Source organism: Elusimicrobiota bacterium (genome assembly GCA_016722575.1).
Taxonomy (GTDB): Bacteria; Elusimicrobiota; Elusimicrobia; order FEN-1173; family FEN-1173; genus JADKIY01.
This window is the reverse complement of sequence record JADKIY010000001.1, coordinates 833227-850996: the sequence shown is the minus strand read 5'-3', so window position 1 is coordinate 850996 and position 17770 is coordinate 833227. Positions and strand designations below refer to the sequence as shown.

Below are 17770 nucleotides of genomic sequence, written 5' to 3'. Positions count from 1 at the left end.
AGATCGCCGTGCGGGCGATTCCTTTTCGGAGTATTCCGACGGGGTTTGCGCCGGACTTCGACCGCAAAAACCGTTTACATCGACTAAAGCCGTTCGTATTCCGCCAAATAGTCCCCGGTGCGGCAATCGGGGCGGCGGGTTTAGTTTCAGCCCCGGGATTTCCCGCCGCCGACTCCAAAGATCCGCCACGCGGCCGCCACCCATTTCATCGTCCTGGATTGTAATGCCCCAGGGGATCGCCAGGCGGATCATCCGCACGCCCTTGGCTTCTTGCTCGGGCGTCAGCATGTTCTCGGCGGCCAGAATGCCGGACTCCAAGTAAAGCTGGTGCAAAAGGCGCGCTCGGGTGTCGGTCTTTGGGGCAAACAGCCCAAAAAGCCCGGCGGTGTCGATGAAGACCGCGTAGCCGGCGGGGGGCGACACCACGGGAACTCCCGCGGCTTTTAAGCGGGTCCAAAGCTCCCGGGCGTTCCGGACGCGGCGGCGCAAGAGCTTTTCGCTGCGCAGGGATTTTCGCAGGACCGAATACAAACGGGCCTTGGCGTCGACCGATAGGCCCTCGCCGACCAGCATCAAGCGGTCTTGGAATTTGAAGTGAAGGTCCTCGCGGCGGGTCGCAAGGAACCCGCCTACGTCCACGGGGAAGTCTTTGGTGGCGCTCATGGTGCAGCCGTCGGAATGGGAGCAGAATTCCCGGACAATGTCGGCGATGGAACGTTGGGCGTATCCCGGCTCCCGTTCGCGGATGAACCACGCGTTCTCCGCGAAGCGGCACGCGTCGATGAACACGAGCGCCCCGACCGATCGGGCGTATTGATGCACTTCCCGGATCGCGCCGGCCTTTGCCGGAGGGGAAGCGGGCGGTTCCGGGAAGATGCATGAGACTGTCCGTCACGAGGTCGACGCGCGCCAGTTGGTTGGTGATCAGGTGCGTGTTGCCGTGAACGCCGTTCAGCACCTCCCGGCGCGCGGCGCGGGAAAGCGCACCGCCAAGCGCATGGCCCCAGGCGATGCAGCCGCAGAAACAGCGCGCCGGTTTGTCCACTATTTCTTAACGGCGCCGGGAATCCGCCCCTCCATCGGGTCGTAGAACCGGAAGTTCGGCGCCAGCGCCAAGGAGCCCCAACCGGTTAAAACTTTAAAGATTTCGTTGGCCATAAGAACGCACGTCAGCCAGACCATGGGCGCGAGCGTCGTGCCTTCCCCTTTTTGCATGAGGCGTTCGACGGTGGGCGGGGGATAGTATTCGGCCAGGCCTTCGACCCCCTGCAATTGCCGGAGGGAATGGAGAATCAATTCACGGCTCTCCTGGTCGGAAATGCTCGCCACGGCCCGGCCGATGGTCGGCAAAGCGTAGACTTCCTCCAGAGTGGGCGTGTCGGCCGTGAAAACGCGGACGTTCCTGCGCCACGGCCCATCCCTCGATCAGCGGGATCTTTTTGGCCCGGGCCGCCCGGCTAAGGGTCACGATGGCGCGAATGTCGTCGATGCTGAGAGCGACGGCGTCGACGCCTTCCAGAACCTCGCCGATGTTTTGGTCGGTCATTGTGAGGTATTTGCGCGTGCGGATGGCGGGGTTGATTCGGCGGAGGAACTCCTCGGTTACCTCTGTTTTCAGCCGACCGTTGGTGTCCGTGAACGAATAGATCTGGCGGTTGGAATTGGTGGGTTCAAAGGTCCCGTGGTCCACCAGAACAAAGGATTCGACCCCCAGCCTGGCCAGATTTTCGACGACGACACCGCCCAGACCGCCGAGCCGCAGACGGCCACGCAAGCTTTGCGGAGGATTTCCTGGTCTTTTTCCGTCAGCAAACCCATGTTGCGATTGACTTGTTTTGATAGTGATCGGACCAGACCATACGGCCTCCAATGGGGAATTTGCGATGCTCCATCATGTCACGTTCGGGAGGGAAATCAACGTCGCAAATCATGCCGAATCCATGGTGCGGGTCTCTGCCCGCAACCAATCGGGGATTTTTCCAATGGATCAAACGACTTTCGAGGCGTGTCGGCCTGTTCCCAGGCGCACCGATCTGACGCGGGATTTCCAAAACAACGATCGAATCAGAGTTGTGGGCCAGGATCCCCATGACGCGGGGAGACCGTTTGACCATACAGCCAGGATTGGACGCCGTATGAGATTCGAAGGGCAAGGTGGAGCGGAGACTTTCCGGGCCCCGGGGCGGGGTTTTCTCGGGGCGGGATTTAATGGGGCCAGCCTGTCGATGGCGAAGCCCCGCGCCATCACTGATGATCGCTGTCCCTTCGTCGCGCCGCGCGAGAGAGTTCCGCCGACGATAATGGTCGACGGTCAAAAACCGGCGGACCCCTCACCCCGACGCTCTCCCACGGACGGGGAAAGGGGACGTTGATTCTTTATAACTTAATATAGGGAACCCCAAAACGTTATTTGGATTTCCAACGGGGGCAAATCGGACCAGGTAGGTGAAAAAATGCGCCAGGATTGGGCGACCATGCTTTCGTAGCGACCGCGTTGGAATTCTTTTAGGTCAGGGCCTTCGAAACACAATTTCCCGTTCTTAAAACAATAATTGCAATACCGGTCCGACTCCCGTCGGCCGGGATCTTTGTTGAACGGCATCAGGCAAGATTCGCAGGAATTTTTCATTTGAAAAAATGGCGAAACGGGCGGCCCCTCCTTCGGAGGCGGGGCCTATTCGGCCGGTCGCAAACGCCTGCCACTGGCAGGCGGGACCCACGCGGCACTTCCGCTAGCGCGGTCGGGATTTTCCTCTTTCCCGCGATTTCGCGGCTCCTCCGAGGACCGGCCCTGGTGGCCGAAACCTGCTGCGGCACGAAAAGGAGATTCCGCTGTTGTTCCTTTACTGCGACGGGTCGCCGATCGATGATCGGAAATTAAACGCTTTCGCCTCCCGCGGACGCCGGCCCGATCGTCACGCGGCGGTCGGGAGAAGAAGGATCCGCTTTCCGGGAGAAATCGAGGAAAAATCCTAACGGTCGTTGAGTCAAGCGATTGTGGAGAGGCGGGGTGTGGCGGGCAAGAGTGCGGAAAGGAAAACCGATGAGATCGGCGATCAGGCCCGGAGGGGGTTTGGTCGCCCGAGGGTGGGAAAACCCCGGAAGAGCCACCTTCTTCCCCGGGGGGAAACAGCAAATGGCGGCTTTTTTGAAATTCCTACAACTGTGGTGCCACTGACCTTCCCTAATATAGCACACCACTTTTGGGAAAACTACCGACTGACCGGCGAATACCACATCCGGCCGTCGAAATTGGGGACGGAATGAGGCGGGCCCTCCTTTCATTCCCTCGCCCCCTGGGGAGAGGGCTAGGGTGAGGGGTCCGCCGCTTTTCGACCGTCGACCGCTATCACCGGCGGAAACCACCGCGCCGCTGTCCTCACCGTCACGGTGATTATCAATGGTGATCGTATGGTGGTAGATCATTGATTGTCCGTCCCCGGCGCTCAGCCACCAAAGCCCGCGCCTGAAAAACCCAACCCCGCAAACCCGGAAAACCCCCGGCCTTCGGCCGGGAGAAGTCTCCGCTCCGGTTGATTCGTTCCCCCCGGAAAACCCCCGGACGCTGACCGCTGCGGTTGATCGTTTCACCCCGGGTCGCTCCGGCGGCTCGGCACGGTGCGCCTCGCCACCTCCGCTCCGTCGCCTGGGGGACTGTACGCTGTCCGCTGTGGTGGGAACGCGGTTTCCGGGCTAGCGCCCTCCAACCAGCCCTTCGGGCCCAGGGCCTTTTCGGCCCGTCGCAATCGCGTGCCACCGGCACGCGCGACCCTCGCCTCCCTCGGCTCGGTCAAAACTCCCGCTCCGGAGCGTGGTCCGCGGCCCCGCCCTCGGGCTCAGTCGTCCCCGCAAACTGTCATTCCCTAGTGGGTAGATCGCCCGGCGCGGGGCCACTCCACACTGGCGAGAGGAACGCCGCCCGCTCCGCCGTGAGGGAACCCCCAAAAAATTCCCAAGGCCTGGCGCGCACGCACTTTTGACGTTTCTGGCGAGCCCGGGCCGACACGTGGAACGTGGCGGTCGGGTCCGCCGGTTTTTTCCTGGGTTGTAAAAGAGCATTTGTTCATTCCATGTATTCTTTAAGCATACATGTCAGCCCAAAAAAAATTACCTCCGCTCCACCATTTTTAAAACGAGTGCCCGGATGAAATTAGACAGGTCACGGTGTTCTCGTTTGGCCCGTTCCCAGATTGACTCGTATTCCTTCTTGGTGAACCGGATGGTCACAATTTTTTCCTTCAGTTCCTCCGAAGTTCTGGACATCGCGGGAGATCGTATTCTTTAAGCATACGATTGTCAAGATCACGGCGCGGGGGCCCGATACAAATTCAAATATTGTGTCCGCGCTCCGGACTTCATTCTCCGAACCAAACCCTTGATAAAGCGATCGGCTAGGACCTTAGCGAGAACTATTTCTAAAGAAGAACAACCAGGTAAATAACATATAGCGCCAGCAGAAAAAAGCCTCGTTGACGACCGACAAATCCCGATCGATTGGGGTATAGAAGGGTTACGGCCGCGGCCCCAAACAAGAGTGAAACCCCCGCTGAGGATCGACTCACGTAAATGGGGCAAATAAGAGCGGCGACGGGGACGATAAACAAACCATTGAAAATATTGCTCCCTAAAACGACCCCCAGACCGAGGGCGTCTTGTTTTCGAAGTTTCGCGACAAGCGTTGTGGCCAGTTCTGGCACGGATGTCCCCAGTGAAACGAGAATGGCCCCAACCATGAACTCGCTGATTCCCCAGGAATAGGCCAACCCCCGCGCCCCCGCCACCACCAACCGACCCGCGACCACAAGCAGGGCGAGCCCGGCTAAATTACAGGCCAACACCACGGGAAGGCGATCGGCGAGAGAGAGCAGCCGAACTTCGACTGTATTTTTGGATGCCCCACGAATTAGCGCCGCCAACCACCCCGCAAAAACGCATAGGAGGAAAAAGCCCTCCCCACGAGAAACCCGGCCATCCAGGATAACAATCCCCAGCAAGATTTGGACCAAAAGGGCCAGCGCCACTTCCCGACGAACCTCGATACGGGAGGCCTTGATCCCCGAAAGGGACAACCCGAGCCCGAGGATGAGGGCGACGTTGACGACGTTGCTCCCAAACGCATCCCCCAATGAGATTTGCGGCTCCCTGGCGAGGGCGGACCCGATGGCGACGGACAATTCCGGGCTGGAGGTGGCAAAGGCGGCCACCGTGGCGCCGATGAGCGCCGGGGAAAGCCCTGTTCGCCGAGCGAGCCCAACGGCGCCGCGCACAAAAAGCTCCCCTCCCGTTGCCGCGCAGGCGATCCCAAGGAGAAGAAGGGCCGAATCAATCATGAGGCGACCCCCCGCCGCGAAGGGGAGGGAAAGAAATGCCTCTCGTAATAATTCCTTGTTTTGACGTTCACTGGAAATAGGCTATCATTGAAGCTGGAAATATAAAAGGGTCCGAAAGCGTAATTGCTTTCGGAGGATTTGAATGGTCGGGCCGCCATTCCGCGAACCTCGGACGGGAAACCGTCGGAGAGGTGGACGGGGTGGCGGTCTTATTTTTTTGGAGGACGACTATACATGATGGTTATTGAGCTGGACCGTGCCATCGAAAAAACGCAGCGGGGTGGGGACCCGGAGCCTTGGCCCCTCGACCGTCGTTTTTTGCCCGCCCGCATGGCGGGCGGCGGAGCGACGGAACGGTGAGACGAATTCCCGCCCTTCCTTTTTTGTCCGCCTCAGCCGTCTTGGCCTTTCTCATAGCCTGGCTCTCGCCGGGTCCATGGCCGGTCTGGTTTTTGGCCCTGGAAGTGATATTGACGGTCCTGGCCCTTTTTGTCTTTGGTTCTATTTCCTGGCGTTTAGACAAAAACGCCCTGACCTTCGGGGCGGGGATGGTCATTGCAGCGACGTTCTTCACCCGCTGGTGGCCGACTTCGTCTTTGCGAGAAGAGTGGACGATTCGGGGTCCATCGGCCCTCGCGGAATTCGTGGTCCGGAATTTTTTCCATTTCCACGCGCTGGACGGCCTGATCCATTTGGACACGATGCTCTTTATCGTCGGGCTGACCTATTTTGTGTCGGCGATTTCCCAGTCCCGATTGTTGGAGACCATGGCCTTCGGTCTGCTCTCCCGATGGCGCGGGCGGGTTTTTCCCACCGTCGGCCTGTTGGCGGGAATCGTCGCGCTGGCCTCGGGCGTTTTGGATGGGGTTTCCATGATCGGCCTATTGACCCGGACCCTGGTCATACTCCTGTTTTGGGCGAAAGTCAAAGACCGGGACGTCCTTTTCTCCGTGATGATGGCCACGGTCATCACCACGGTGTCCGGCATGTGGTTGGCCTACGGCGAACCGCCCAATTTGATCATGAAAGCCAATTTGCATCCCCTTTTGACTGACGGTTTTTTCCTTCGCTACTGCCTGCCCGCGGCACTGGCGAGTTATCTCCTGGTGCTCCTTCGATTGCGTCCGGCGCTGCGGGACAAAATCGTCGACTTCAGACGATTGGATATTTTGGATCGACACACCGCCGATGTGCGGTTCATGCAGGCCGACCGACATGGCGAGGTGGTCCTCCCGGTGGAATTCGCCGAGGAGCACCGAGAGGCGATCGGTGCGCATTACCCAGCCGTTGTCGAACGCCTCCACCGGGGAGTCCCCTTTGGCGAGGCCTTGGTCAATGAAAAAGTGCCCCGGGACACGCGGCTTCGCCTCCTGGGGCGTTATCTGGCGGAGGATATCTCCGAAACCCTGGATGATTATTACGTCCATGTTTTCGGTCGCAACGATCACAAGGCAGACGAATCCGCCGTTGCCTTGGATCGGCGGCTGGAAAAAATGCGGGGCCCGCGACGAACCGTGCAACGTTGGGCCTGCTTGTCCTTTCTTCCCTTCGTTGGGTTATTGATCTTGCACGCTGTGAACCACGATGTTCCATTGTTTTTTGCATCCTGGGCCGGATACGCCACGGCTTTCCTGGCCATTGCCTTGCGAAAAAAGATGCGCTCTCTGGCCTGGCGGGAGGCTTGGCACGAAACCCAGGAATATTTGTTCTTGATTCCCTTGTTCTTCTCCATTTCGCTCCTCCAAAAAACCGATTTCTTTTCCCATCTGGCCCGGGGCCTCCAATGGGGCTTAGAGCACGGAGGGCTGATGGCCGTCGCTGCGGCCCAATTCATCGGAACGGGGCTCCTGTCGGCTCTTTTGGATAACAATGTCGTTGCCGACTTCGCCGGGAGGGCCCTGCGGGGGTTCGAAACCGGCGTGGTCCATATATCAGCCATGGCGCAAATCGCCGGCTACGCCGTCGGCGGCTGCCTGACCCACATTGGGTCGGCCCAATCGGTTGTGGCTTTTTCTTTTATCCGAAAAGACATCGATCCGAATTTCACCCCCTGGGACTGGTTTAAAATGATGGGACCATTCATCATTAAACTCACCGCCCTGATCCTGGCGATCATCGTCATCGAGGTGCTGTTATGAAAATGACCGTTCAGTTCATCATCTCCATGCTTGTCTCTGTTTTCCTGGTGGCGGCCGGATCCGCGTATCTCCTGATGAGGCAGGAGCGGAGCCGCCAAACCGAGGAGCTGGACCGGCGTTCGTCTCTGGTGGCCGAGGGGCTCGAGGAGTCCGTGGGCTCGGCCTTGGCCAAGGGGGACGCCAAGAGTCTGGAGCGAATTGTCCGCCGTTTTGAAGGCCGGGTCCGGTTGACGGGAATTGTGGTGTTTGATGCCAAGGACAAAGCCCTGGCGGGGACGAGCGCCCTTTTGAAAATATTGCCGGAAAAACCGGAATTGGTGGCGGAGGCCATGGACACGCGCCTCGAGCGGGGAGAATATGTCCATTGGCGCGGCAAGCCCGAATACGCCTTCGCCTTCCCCATCGTGACGGAGGAACAAACCGCGGGGGCCCTGTTGATCGTTCACGACGCGACCTACATTCGGGGTTATCTGGCCCGCATCTGGCGTCACTCCTTTGGCCGGGCTCTCGTCCAAATGACGCTAATCACCCTCATCATTTTGGGCCTCATGCGCTGGAGCGTGTTGGGGCCCATCCGTCAAATGGCGGAATGGATGAAGAAATTGCGGGCCGGTGAAACCGTGGGAAACCCGCCCCTCCCCCATTCCGAACTGTTCGCCCCTCTGGCCAAGGAGGCGTCGCGGTTTGCGCGGCATTTGGTTCAGGCCAAAACCGCCGCCGAGGAGGAGGCCCGCCTGCGCCAAACCGCCGAATCCCTTTGGACGGCCGAACGGCTCAAGGAACACGTCAAGCTAAAACTCAACGGGAAACCGTTGATCGTGGTGTCCAACCGCGAGCCGTATATGCACTCCCGCGAAGGCCGGAACGTGAAATGGATCGTCCCCGCCGGCGGATTGGTCACGGCCCTGGACCCCGTGATGCGCGCCGCCGGCGGGACCTGGGTGGCCCACGGAGCCGGGGACGCCGATTGGGAAACGGTGGATGAAAGCAATCGCTTGCGGGTGCCGCCGGACGATCCTTTCTACACGTTGAGACGCGTGGCCATCACAAAGGAAGAGGAAAACGGATATTACTACGGATTCGCCAACGAGGGATTGTGGCCGCTTTGCCACATCGCCCACACGCGGCCCCTATTCCGGGCCCAGGACTTCGCGGCCTATCAGGCCGTCAATGAGAAATTCGCCAGGGCCGTGTTGGAGGAAATCAAGGGGATCGATAACCCCTGCGTGTTGATCCAGGATTATCATTTCGCCCTCCTGCCCAAAATTCTAAAAGCCAAGCGCCCGGACGCCCGGGTGGCCGTTTTTTGGCATATTCCATGGCCCAACCCCGAAGCCTTTGGAATTTGTCCTTGGCAAAAGGACCTGCTCGCGGGGATGCTGGGCGCCGATTTGGTGAGCTTCCACACGCAATTCCATTGCAACAATTTCATGGAGACCGTGGACCGGGTGTTGGAATGCCGGATCGAGTGGGAACGGTTTACCGTCAACCGGGAAAACCATTCCACGTTGGTGAAGCCCTTTCCCATCAGCGTGGATTTTCCCGAGGACTTGGGCCCGGGGCCGGACCGGGCGGCCCTCTTGAAGGAGTTGGGAATCAAAACCCGTTTCCTGGCGGTGGGGGTCGAGCGGATGGACTACACCAAGGGCGTGCTGGAGCGGCTTCATGGAATTGAACGCTTTTTTGAGAAATTTCCCGAATTCCTGGGGGAATTAACCTACGTGCAATTGGGCGCGCCCAGCCGAACCCACATCAAACGGTACCACGATTTCCTGGCGGAGGTGGACGCCGAGGCGGAGAGAATCAATTGGAAATATAAAAAGAGGGACTGGCGGCCCATCGTCTTCTTGAAACGCCACCACAATCACTCTGAAATTCTGCCGTTCTACCGGTCCGCGGATGTGTGCCTGGTGACGTCGCTGCACGACGGCATGAACCTGGTGGCCAAGGAATTCGTGGCCGCGCGGCCCGACAACGCCGGGGTTTTGATCTTGAGTCCCTTTGCGGGGGCGGCCCGGGAACTGCGGGACGCCCTGTTGGTCAACCCCTACGACACGGAGCGTATGGCCGACGCCCTCCGGGTCGCCCTGGAGATGCCCGCCGATGAACAAGCCGACCGGATGAAACGAATGCGTGAAATGGTGCGGGAGCACAACATTTACCGCTGGGCCGGGGAACTGATTGAGGAATTGACGCGGGTGCGGTTGCCGACCGAATCCGCCACATTGCGCACCTTATGACCAAGTCCTTTTGGCCCCATTCCAACAAGTGGGGAGAAAAGATTTCGGCCGCGAAACGCGCGATGCTTGTTTTGGATTTTGACGGGACGCTGGCCCCCCTGGTGGACCATCCGTCGCGTGCCCGGTTGAATCCGGCAAGTCGAAAGCGCCTTGCCGAATTGGCCGAGTCCTGCGACCTGGCGGTGGTCAGCGGCCGCTCCTTGGGGGACGTGCGAAGGCGCGTGGGAGTCGAAAAGGCGTTTTATGGCGGGAACCATGGCCTTGAAATGGCGGGGCCCGGATTTCGACACATCAATCGGGCTGCGGTTCTTTTGAAGCGGCACACGGGAGAGTTGATGCGGCTGGCGGGCGAACACATGCGCGGCGTCGCGGGCGTGCACGTCGAAGAAAAGGGTTTTGGGATCAGCGTTCATTACCGTCGGGTGCGCCCCGGGCGGCTTGGACTATTTCGAAGACGCTTGGCCATTTTAAAGAGGAAGACCCACGCTCAGGCGTTCCACTGGACCCGGGGACACTGCGTGTGGGAATTGAGGCCGCGCGTGCGGTGGGACAAAGGGCGGGCTTTGATCAACCTCTGGCGGCGTCGCGGCCGGCCCTTCGTCGTGGCGGTAGGGGACGATGTGACGGATGAGGACATGTTCAGGGTGGTGGCGGGGCACGGCCTCGGTGTGAAGGTCGGGCCGGGCAAGACCCGCGCGGCCATGCGGCTTTCCCATCAACGGGAGGTGGGCCGCTTCCTCAGCTGGGCTCTCGAATGTGCCGGGAAGATTTCATGAGAATCGCCAAGTCGCCTTTTCGTTTTTTCACCCGACTGGCGTTGACCTTGATTCGGAACGAAAAAGCCCGGAACGCATGGGAATTGTTGGACGGTTTGCGCCAAGTCCCCGAAGCGGTCATCTATCAACACACCCATCGGTTTTTATATGAGCACCAGTTTTTGGTTCCGGAACCGGTCAACGATTTCGCCTACTGGGCGGATAAAATCGCCGGGGAGAAGGATTTGGCAAAGGCATTGTCGGACGTCAACCCGTTAAAGCATTCGACTTTGGCGCAACTCCGTGCCGCTTTGGTCCAGACTCTCGAAACCCATGTGAGGAAAAATCCATCCCCGCCCCAATTGCCCGAGGGAAAAGCCTTCCTTTTCATGTCCGCCCGGCGTTTTTCCATACCGACCCCGCACGTCGCGGCGAATCCGAAAGAATTGGCGGAGGCTTTGGCCCGCGTGAGCGACGGGAGCCTCTATCTCCACCTTTTCGAGGCGAAATTGCGATTGCCGCCGGGTGAAAATGACTTATCCATTTGGTGTTCCGCGGAGTGGGGGGACCCTCTGCTTGCCGAAAAAGTGCGGGACGTGAATTTGGCTTTAAAAACCCTGGGTGATATTCGGAAGGAATTGATCGAATTGTTCGCTTCCACCGAGGGCTCCCGTGCTTAGGCTTGAGGATTATCGGGCGGTGGTGGGGTCGGACGTTTTGGAGGAATTGCAGCTTTTGGCCGAGCCCTTGACCGGGAAACGGGTGGTCAATATCAATTCCACGGCCGTCGGCGGCGGGGTGGCGGAAATATTGAACGGAATGATTCCCCTGTTGAAGGGGCTGGGGATGGACGCCCGATGGGAGGTTCTCAAAGGCGGGGAAGCCTTTTACATTGTGACCAAGAAAATCCACAACGCCTTGCACGGGGACCCCGTTCGATTTGAACCGGCGGATTTTCGCGTGTATGAGGAAACCGTCGAAGGAAACGCGGCGCTCCTGGCATTGGACTCGGACATCGTTTATATTCATGACCCCCAGCCCGCCCCCCTGGTCCAAAAGAGGGCGGCCTGGAAAAACCGGTGGATTTGGCGTTGCCACATCGATCTGACCCAGCGGGACCAAATTCTTTGGGATTATTTGCGGCCCATCATTGAATCCTTCGACGCAGCCGTTTTTTCGACCCCCGCCTTCGCCCAAAACCTTCCCATTCCCCAGGTATTGATCGCCCCGTCCATCGACCCATTGAGCGACAAAAACCGACCCTTGGAGGATCGGGAAATCAAAACCATTATCGAAAGGCTCGGCGTGCCTCTGGATAAACCCTTGGTCACGCAGGTTTCGCGGTTTGACCGGCTGAAGGACCCGGTGGGGGTGATCGAGGCCTTCCAATGGGCGCGCAAAGAATGTCCGGCCCGGCTTTTGATCGTTGGAGGGGCCGCGGACGATGATCCTGAGGGAATACAGGTGTTGGCCGAGGTGCGGGAAAAGGCCAAGGGGAACCCCGATATTATCGTTCTGAACCTTCCCCCCACGAGCCATATCGAAATTAATGCCCTTCAACGGGCCTCAGCGGTCGTCGTTCAGAAATCGCTCCGCGAGGGTTTTGGGTTGACCGTTTCGGAGGCCCTTTGGAAAGGACGGCCAGTGATCGGCGGCGCCGTGGGCGGCATTCCCCAACAGGTCCTTCACGAGCACACGGGGTTGTTGGTGGATTCAGTGGCCGAAGCCGCCCGGGCGATGACGCGTCTGTTGAAAGAGCCCCTCTGGGCGAAGAAATTAGGGGAAAACGGCCGTCAACATGTTAGGCAAAATTTCCTTGTGACCCGGCATTTGAGGGATTACCTCATGCTGTTCCATTCCGTCTTAAATCCAGGGGAACATATCATCCGCCTTTAGCCAAGACAATTATCATTAGAAAACAAGAAAATTCCCGCAGAAAACTTTTCCGAATGAACCCGGATTCCCCAGTTGGGCGCGAAGACTGAGGCGGAAAAGGCCCGAATTTTCCATCAAATCCCGAGATCCACCTGGAAAATTCGGGCTAGGTGGCTTTTGAATTGGGCGCGGTTCGTGCGCCCAATTCAGTGTTTTTGGTTTTGGTGGAAAAACCCGGGGGGTTGGGGGGCCACCAGCCAGGCAGCCCCCCAGCCCGCCCAATGCGGCCGAATTGTGGCCGCGGTATTGGGGGGAGGGGGGGCGGTTTAAGCCTGGCAGCACCGGCAGCGGTGACGCGCGGGCCGATGTGTGGCCGGCGCGGCGGCGCAATGGAGCCGGTGCTTGCAGAGGCCACCACCAAGCACTGAGGTTGTTGTGACCCGAGAAACCCTTACCCAACCGCGAAAACAATGAAGCTGGCATTTTGTGAGCGAGCCCACGCGCGAGGCGCGACGGCGGGGCTGGCCGGGCCTTGGAGACAAGGCTGGGCCTGCGAATGGAGTTGAAGTGCGGCCCCGGGGGCTGTGTTTTTGACCCCGGGGACGACTATATAAGACCATTGCCGCCCTTTGGCAACAACCTGGATTTGCGCGCGCCAGGCCTTGGGAATTTTTTGGGGGTTCCCTCACGGCGGAGCGGGCGGCGTTCCTCTCGCCAGTGTGGAGTGGCCCCGCGCCGGGCGATCTACCCACTAGGGAATGACAGTTTGCGGGGACGACTGAGCCCGAGGGCGGGGCCGCGGACCACGCTCCGAGCGGGAGTTTTGACCGAGCCGAGGGAGGCGAGGGTCGCGCGTGCCGGTGGCACGCGATTGCGACGGGCCGAAAAGGCCCTGGGCCCGAAGGGCTGGTTGGAGGGCGCTAGCCCGGAAACCGCGTTCCCACCACAGCGGACAGCGGTACAGTCCCCCAGGCGACGGAGCGGAGGTGGCGAGGCGCACCGTGCCGAGCCGCCGGAGCGACCCGGGGTGAAACGATCAACCGCAGCGGTCAGCGTCCGGGGGTTTTCCGGGGGGAACGAATCAACCGGAGAGGAGACTTCTCCCGGCCGAAGGCCGGGGGTTTTCCGGGTTTGCGGGGTTGGGTTTTTCAGGCGCGGGCTTTGGTGGCTGAGCGCCGGGGACGGACAATCAATGATCTACCACCATACGATCACCATTGATAATCACCGTGACGGTGAGGACAGCGGCGCGGTGGTTTCCGCCGGTGATAGCGGTCGACGGTCGAAAAGCGGCGGACCCCTCACCTAGCCCTCTCCCAGGGGGCGAGGGAATGAAAGGAGGGGCCCGCCTCATTCCGTCCCCAATTTCGACGGCCGGATGTGGTATTCGCCGGTCAGTCGGTAGTTTTCCCAAAAGTGGTGTGCTATATTAGGGAAGGTCAGTGGCACCACAGTTGTAGGAATTTCAAAAAGCCGCCATTTTTTCCCCCGGGGAAGAAGGTGGCTCTTCCGGGTTTTTTCCCTCCCCCGGCCCCCACCCCCCGGCCCGGCTTTCGCCCGATCTCATCGTTTTCTTTTTCGCACTCTTGCCCGCCACACCCGCCCTCTCCACAATCGCTTGACTCAACGACCGTTAGGATTTTTTCCTCGATTTCTCCCGGAAAGCGGATCCTTCTTCTCCCGACCGCCGCGTGACGATCGGGCCGGCGTCCGCGGAGGCGAAAGGCGTTTAATTTCCGATCATCGATCGGCGACCCGTCGCAGCAAAGGAACAACAGCGGAATCTCCTTTTCGTGCCGCAGCAGGTTTCGGCCACCAGGGCCGGTCTCGGAGGAGCCGCGAAATCGCGGGAAAGAGGAAAATCCCGACCGCGCTAGCGGAAGTGCCGCGTGGGTCCCGCCTGCCAGTGGCAGGCGTTTGCGACCGGCCGAATAGGCCCCGCCTCCGAAGGAGGGGCCGCCCGTTTCGCCATTTTTTCAAATGAAAAATTCCTGCGAATCTTGCCTGATGCCGTTCAACAAAGATCCCGCCGACGGGAGTCGGACCGGTATTGCACCAATTGTTTTAAGAACGGAAATTGTGTTTCGAAGGCCCTGACCTAAAAGAATTCCAACGCGGTCGCTACGAAAGCATGGTCGCCCACGGGACAAACAAAATCCTGGCCCATTTTTTCACCTACCTGGTCCGATTTGCCCCGTTGGAAATCCAAATAACGTTTGGGGTTTCCCTATATTAAGTTATAAAAGAATCAACGTCCCCCTTTCCCCGTCCGTGGGGAGAGCGTCGGGGTGAGGGGTCCGCCGGTTTTGACCGTCGACCATTATCGTCGGCGGAACTCTCCTTTGCGCGGCGCGACGAAGGCCAGCGATCAGTGATGGCGCGGGGCTTCGCCATCGACAGGCTGGCCCCATTAAATCCCGCCCCGAAAACCCCCGCCCCGGGGCCGGAAAGAAGTCTCCGCTCCACCTTGCCCTGAATCTCATACGGCGTCCAATCCTGGCTGTATGGTCAAACGGTCCCCCCCGCGTCATGATCCTGGCCCACAACTCTGATTCGATCGTTGTTTTGGAAATCCCGCGTCAGATCGGTGCGCCTGGGAACAGGCCGACACGCCTCGAAAGTCGTTTGGATCCATTGAAAAAATCCCCCGATTGGTTGCGGGCCAGAGACCCGCACCATGGATTCCGGCATGATTTGCGACGTTGATTTCCCCTCCCGAACGTGACATGATGGAGCATCGCAAATTTCCATTGGAGGCCGTATGGTCTGGTCCGATCACTATCAAAACAAGTCAATCGCAACATGGGTTTGCTGACGGAAAAAGACCAGGAAATCCTCCGCAAAGCTTGCGTGGCCGTCTGCGGGCTCGGCGGTCTGGGCGGTGTCGTCGTCGAAAATTTGGCCAGGCTGGGGGTCGAATCCTTTGTTCTGGTGGACCACGGGACCTTTGAACCCACCAATTCCAACCGCCAGATCTATTCGTTCACGGACACCAACGGTCGGCTGAAAACAGAGGTAACCGAGGAGTTCCTCCGCCGAATCAACCCCGCCATCCGCACGCGCAAATACCTCACAATGACCGACCAAAACATCGGCGAGGTTCTGAAGGCGTCGACGCCGTCGCTCTCAGCATCGACGACATTCGCGCTATCGTGACCCTTAGCCGGGCGGCCCGGGCCAAAAGATCCCGCTGATCGAGGATGGGCCGTGGCGTACGGGAACGTCCGCGTTTTCACGGCCGACACGCCACTCTGGAGGAAGTCTACGCTGCTGACCATCGGCCGGGCCGTGGCGAGCATTTCCGACCAGGAGAGCCGTGAATTGATTCTCCATTCCCTCCGGCTGCAGGGGTCGAAGGCCTGGCCGAATACTATCCCCGCCCACCGTCGAACGCCTCATGCAAAAAGGGGAAGGCACGACGCTCGCGCCCATGGTCTGGCTGACGTGCGTTCTTATGGCCAACGAAATCTTTAAAGTTTTAACCGGTTGGGGCTCCTTGGCGCTGGCGCCGAACTTCCGGTTCTACGACCCCATGGAGGGGCGGATTCCGGCGCCGTTAAGAAATAGTGGACAAACCGGGCGCGCTGTTCTGCGGCTGCATCGCCTGGGCCTCATGCGCTTGGCGGTGCGCTTTTCCGCGCCGCGCGCCGGAGGTGCTGAACGGCGTTCACGGCAACACGCACCTGATCACCAACCAACTGGCGCGCGTCGACCTCGTGACGGACAGTCTCATGCATCTTCCCGAACCGCCCGCTTCCCCTCCGGCAAAGGCCGGCACGAGTCCGACTTCATGTCTTTGGGGCTCTGTTCCAGGAGGGCTACGGCTACGAGCACGTCCTTCCCGCGGCCCAGGGCGGACGGCCGAACTGGTCCTGGCCTCGACGCTCGCCGCGCCGGGGAAAGTCGTTCTGCACAATCTGCTGTTCCCCACCACCCGCCTGCATCCGGAGGTTCTCGGCGCCGAGCCCCGGGCCATTCCGGTCGCAGAGGCCCACGACCTCCACGGAGACCATCCTTCAAGGGCAATTTGGACGTGAGGCTCTAAAGCGTTCGTCCGCGACCACGGCGCCGACCGGATCGCCTACGTCATGGTCGAAACCTCCGTCAATGCCGTCGGCGGGCACCCCGTGTCGATGCAAAACATCCGGAAGTGCATCAATACGCCCGATCGGTCGGGGCGCTCGTGTTTATCGACGCCTGCCGGTTGCGGAGAACGCGTGGTTCATCCGCGAACGGGAGCCGGATACGCCCAACGTTCCATCGCCGACATTGTCCGGGAATTCTGCTCCCATTCCGACGGCTGCACCATGAGCGCCACCAAAGACTTCCCCGTGGATGTAGGCGGGTTCCTTGCGACCCGCCGCGAGGACCTTCACTTCAAATTCCAAGACCGCTTGATGCTGGTCGGCGAGGGCCTATCGGTCGACGCCAAGGCCCGTTTGTATTCGGTCCTGCGAAAATCCCTGCGCAGCGAAAAAGCTCTTGCGCCGCCGCGTCCGGAACGCCCAGGAGCTTTGGACCCGCTTAAAAGCCGCGGGAGTTCCCCGTGGTGTCGCCCCCGCCGGCTACGCGGTCTTCATCGACACTGCCGGGCTTTTGGGCTGTTTGCCCAAAGACCGACACCCGGAGCGCGCCTTTGCACAGCTTTACTTGGAGTCCGGCATTCTGGCCGCCGAGAACATGCTGACGCCCGAGCAAGCCAAGGGCGTGCGGATGATCCGCCTGGCGATCCCCCTGGGGCATTACAATCCCGGGACGATGAAATGGGTGGCGGGCCGCGTGGCGGATCTTTGGAGTCGGCGGCGGGAAATCCCGGGGCTGAAACAAACCCGCCGCCCCGATTGCCGCACCGGGGACTATTTGGCGGAATACGAACGGCTTTAGTCGATGTAAACGGTTTTGCGGTCGAAGTCCGGCGCAAACCCGTCGGAATACTCGAGAAGAATCGCCCGCACGGCGATCTCGCGGCCGTGTAAACGCAAGCCTTTTCGCCACCCCTCCTGCCGAGGGCCCGTCCCCGTTTTTCACCCCCGGCCGAGGAAGAATCAGCGTCAGGCGGTTCTCGCCCATCCGGCAGGCGGAACCGTCCCGTGAATCGGGCAGCGACCTCCGGGTCGGCGTAAAGCGCTTCTTTGATCTCTTCCGCGCACAGGGGTCGAACGTTGTCGTCAGGGCCTTGACCTTGCCCCCAGCCGAAAACGAAAGGAAGCCGAAACCGCGGCCGCCGAGACTCCAGCCCCGCTTCCCGAAGACGTCGATCGAACGCCCCGTAACCGATGAGCCGCGCCGCGTCCTCGGTGTTGTAACGCACCAGGGAAAGTTTTTTTGAGCGTCGGGCGTGGTCACCACCAACTCCCCCGTTTCCCCCGGCGGCCCGAGGGTTTCAAGGTAATTCTGGTAGGGGTGGTACTGAAGGATAGCGGGGCAAAGCC

At 59.9% G+C, this 17770-nt stretch carries 12 protein-coding genes; 7 read left to right on the top strand and 5 right to left on the bottom strand.

Translation table 11 applies throughout. The features are described 5' to 3' along the window. The 5 genes from IPP68_03740 to IPP68_03720 form a co-directional block, all read right to left on the bottom strand. A partial coding sequence (locus IPP68_03740) for a hypothetical protein (protein MBL0349475.1) occupies positions 1–822 on the bottom strand: 822 nt, incomplete at its 3' end. A gap of 222 nt (positions 823–1044) precedes the next feature. Beyond that, the gene (locus IPP68_03735) at positions 1045–1296 is read right to left on the bottom strand and encodes a hypothetical protein (GenBank protein ID MBL0349474.1); all 252 of its coding nucleotides are present in this window, start codon (positions 1294–1296) and stop codon (positions 1045–1047) included. A gap of 1 nt (position 1297) precedes the next feature. Further along, entirely contained in the window at positions 1298–1774 is a 477-nt protein-coding gene (locus tag IPP68_03730) for a ThiF family adenylyltransferase (protein ID MBL0349473.1), read from the bottom strand. Positions 1775–2383: 609 nt separating this feature from the next. Beyond that, positions 2384–2602 (bottom strand): hypothetical protein, encoded by a 219-nt coding sequence (locus IPP68_03725; protein MBL0349472.1) that lies wholly within the window; start codon positions 2600–2602, stop codon positions 2384–2386. Between the two features lie 1813 nt (positions 2603–4415). Beyond that, positions 4416–5330: a calcium/sodium antiporter gene (locus tag IPP68_03720; protein ID MBL0349471.1), complete on the bottom strand. Its 915-nt coding sequence runs from the start codon at positions 5328–5330 to the stop codon at positions 4416–4418. Positions 5331–5686: 356 nt separating this feature from the next. On the opposite strand from IPP68_03720, the gene IPP68_03715 reads away from it, so the two are divergent. From IPP68_03715 to IPP68_03685, 7 genes are all read left to right on the top strand, one after another. Beyond that, the gene (locus IPP68_03715; GenBank protein MBL0349470.1) at positions 5687–7468 is read left to right on the top strand and encodes a hypothetical protein; all 1782 of its coding nucleotides are present in this window, start codon (positions 5687–5689) and stop codon (positions 7466–7468) included. Then, complete coding sequence (locus tag IPP68_03710; GenBank protein MBL0349469.1) at positions 7465–9708, top strand: trehalose-6-phosphate synthase; 2244 nt, start codon at positions 7465–7467, stop codon at positions 9706–9708. The genes IPP68_03715 and IPP68_03710 overlap by 4 nt, the downstream gene beginning before the upstream one ends. Next, positions 9705–10484 (top strand): trehalose-phosphatase, encoded by a 780-nt coding sequence (gene otsB / locus IPP68_03705; GenBank protein ID MBL0349468.1) that lies wholly within the window; start codon positions 9705–9707, stop codon positions 10482–10484. The genes IPP68_03710 and otsB overlap by 4 nt, the downstream gene beginning before the upstream one ends. After that, on the top strand, positions 10481–11143 hold the full coding sequence (locus tag IPP68_03700; protein ID MBL0349467.1) for a hypothetical protein: 663 nt from the start codon (positions 10481–10483) through the stop codon (positions 11141–11143). The genes otsB and IPP68_03700 overlap by 4 nt, the downstream gene beginning before the upstream one ends. Then, on the top strand, positions 11136–12359 hold the full coding sequence (locus IPP68_03695) for a glycosyltransferase (protein MBL0349466.1): 1224 nt from the start codon (positions 11136–11138) through the stop codon (positions 12357–12359). The genes IPP68_03700 and IPP68_03695 overlap by 8 nt, the downstream gene beginning before the upstream one ends. Before the next feature lie 2781 nt (positions 12360–15140). Next, the gene (locus tag IPP68_03690; GenBank protein MBL0349465.1) at positions 15141–15494 is read left to right on the top strand and encodes a ThiF family adenylyltransferase; all 354 of its coding nucleotides are present in this window, start codon (positions 15141–15143) and stop codon (positions 15492–15494) included. Between the two features lie 932 nt (positions 15495–16426). After that, the gene (locus tag IPP68_03685; GenBank protein MBL0349464.1) at positions 16427–17314 is read left to right on the top strand and encodes a hypothetical protein; all 888 of its coding nucleotides are present in this window, start codon (positions 16427–16429) and stop codon (positions 17312–17314) included. The last annotated feature ends 456 nt before the right edge of the window (positions 17315–17770 follow it).

What these genes read in the sequence shown, in the direction of transcription:
- IPP68_03725 (MBL0349472.1), bottom strand. Translation starts at nt 2,602, where the DNA reads ATGCCGTTCAACAAAGATCCCGGCCGACGGGAGTCGGACCGGTATTGC.
- IPP68_03720 (MBL0349471.1), bottom strand. Translation starts at nt 5,330, where the DNA reads ATGATTGATTCGGCCCTTCTTCTCCTTGGGATCGCCTGCGCGGCAACG.
- IPP68_03710 (MBL0349469.1), top strand. Translation starts at nt 7,465, where the DNA reads ATGAAAATGACCGTTCAGTTCATCATCTCCATGCTTGTCTCTGTTTTC.
- otsB (MBL0349468.1), top strand. Translation starts at nt 9,705, where the DNA reads ATGACCAAGTCCTTTTGGCCCCATTCCAACAAGTGGGGAGAAAAGATT.
- IPP68_03700 (MBL0349467.1), top strand. Translation starts at nt 10,481, where the DNA reads ATGAGAATCGCCAAGTCGCCTTTTCGTTTTTTCACCCGACTGGCGTTG.
- IPP68_03690 (MBL0349465.1), top strand. Translation starts at nt 15,141, where the DNA reads ATGGGTTTGCTGACGGAAAAAGACCAGGAAATCCTCCGCAAAGCTTGC.
- IPP68_03685 (MBL0349464.1), top strand. Translation starts at nt 16,427, where the DNA reads ATGGTCGAAACCTCCGTCAATGCCGTCGGCGGGCACCCCGTGTCGATG.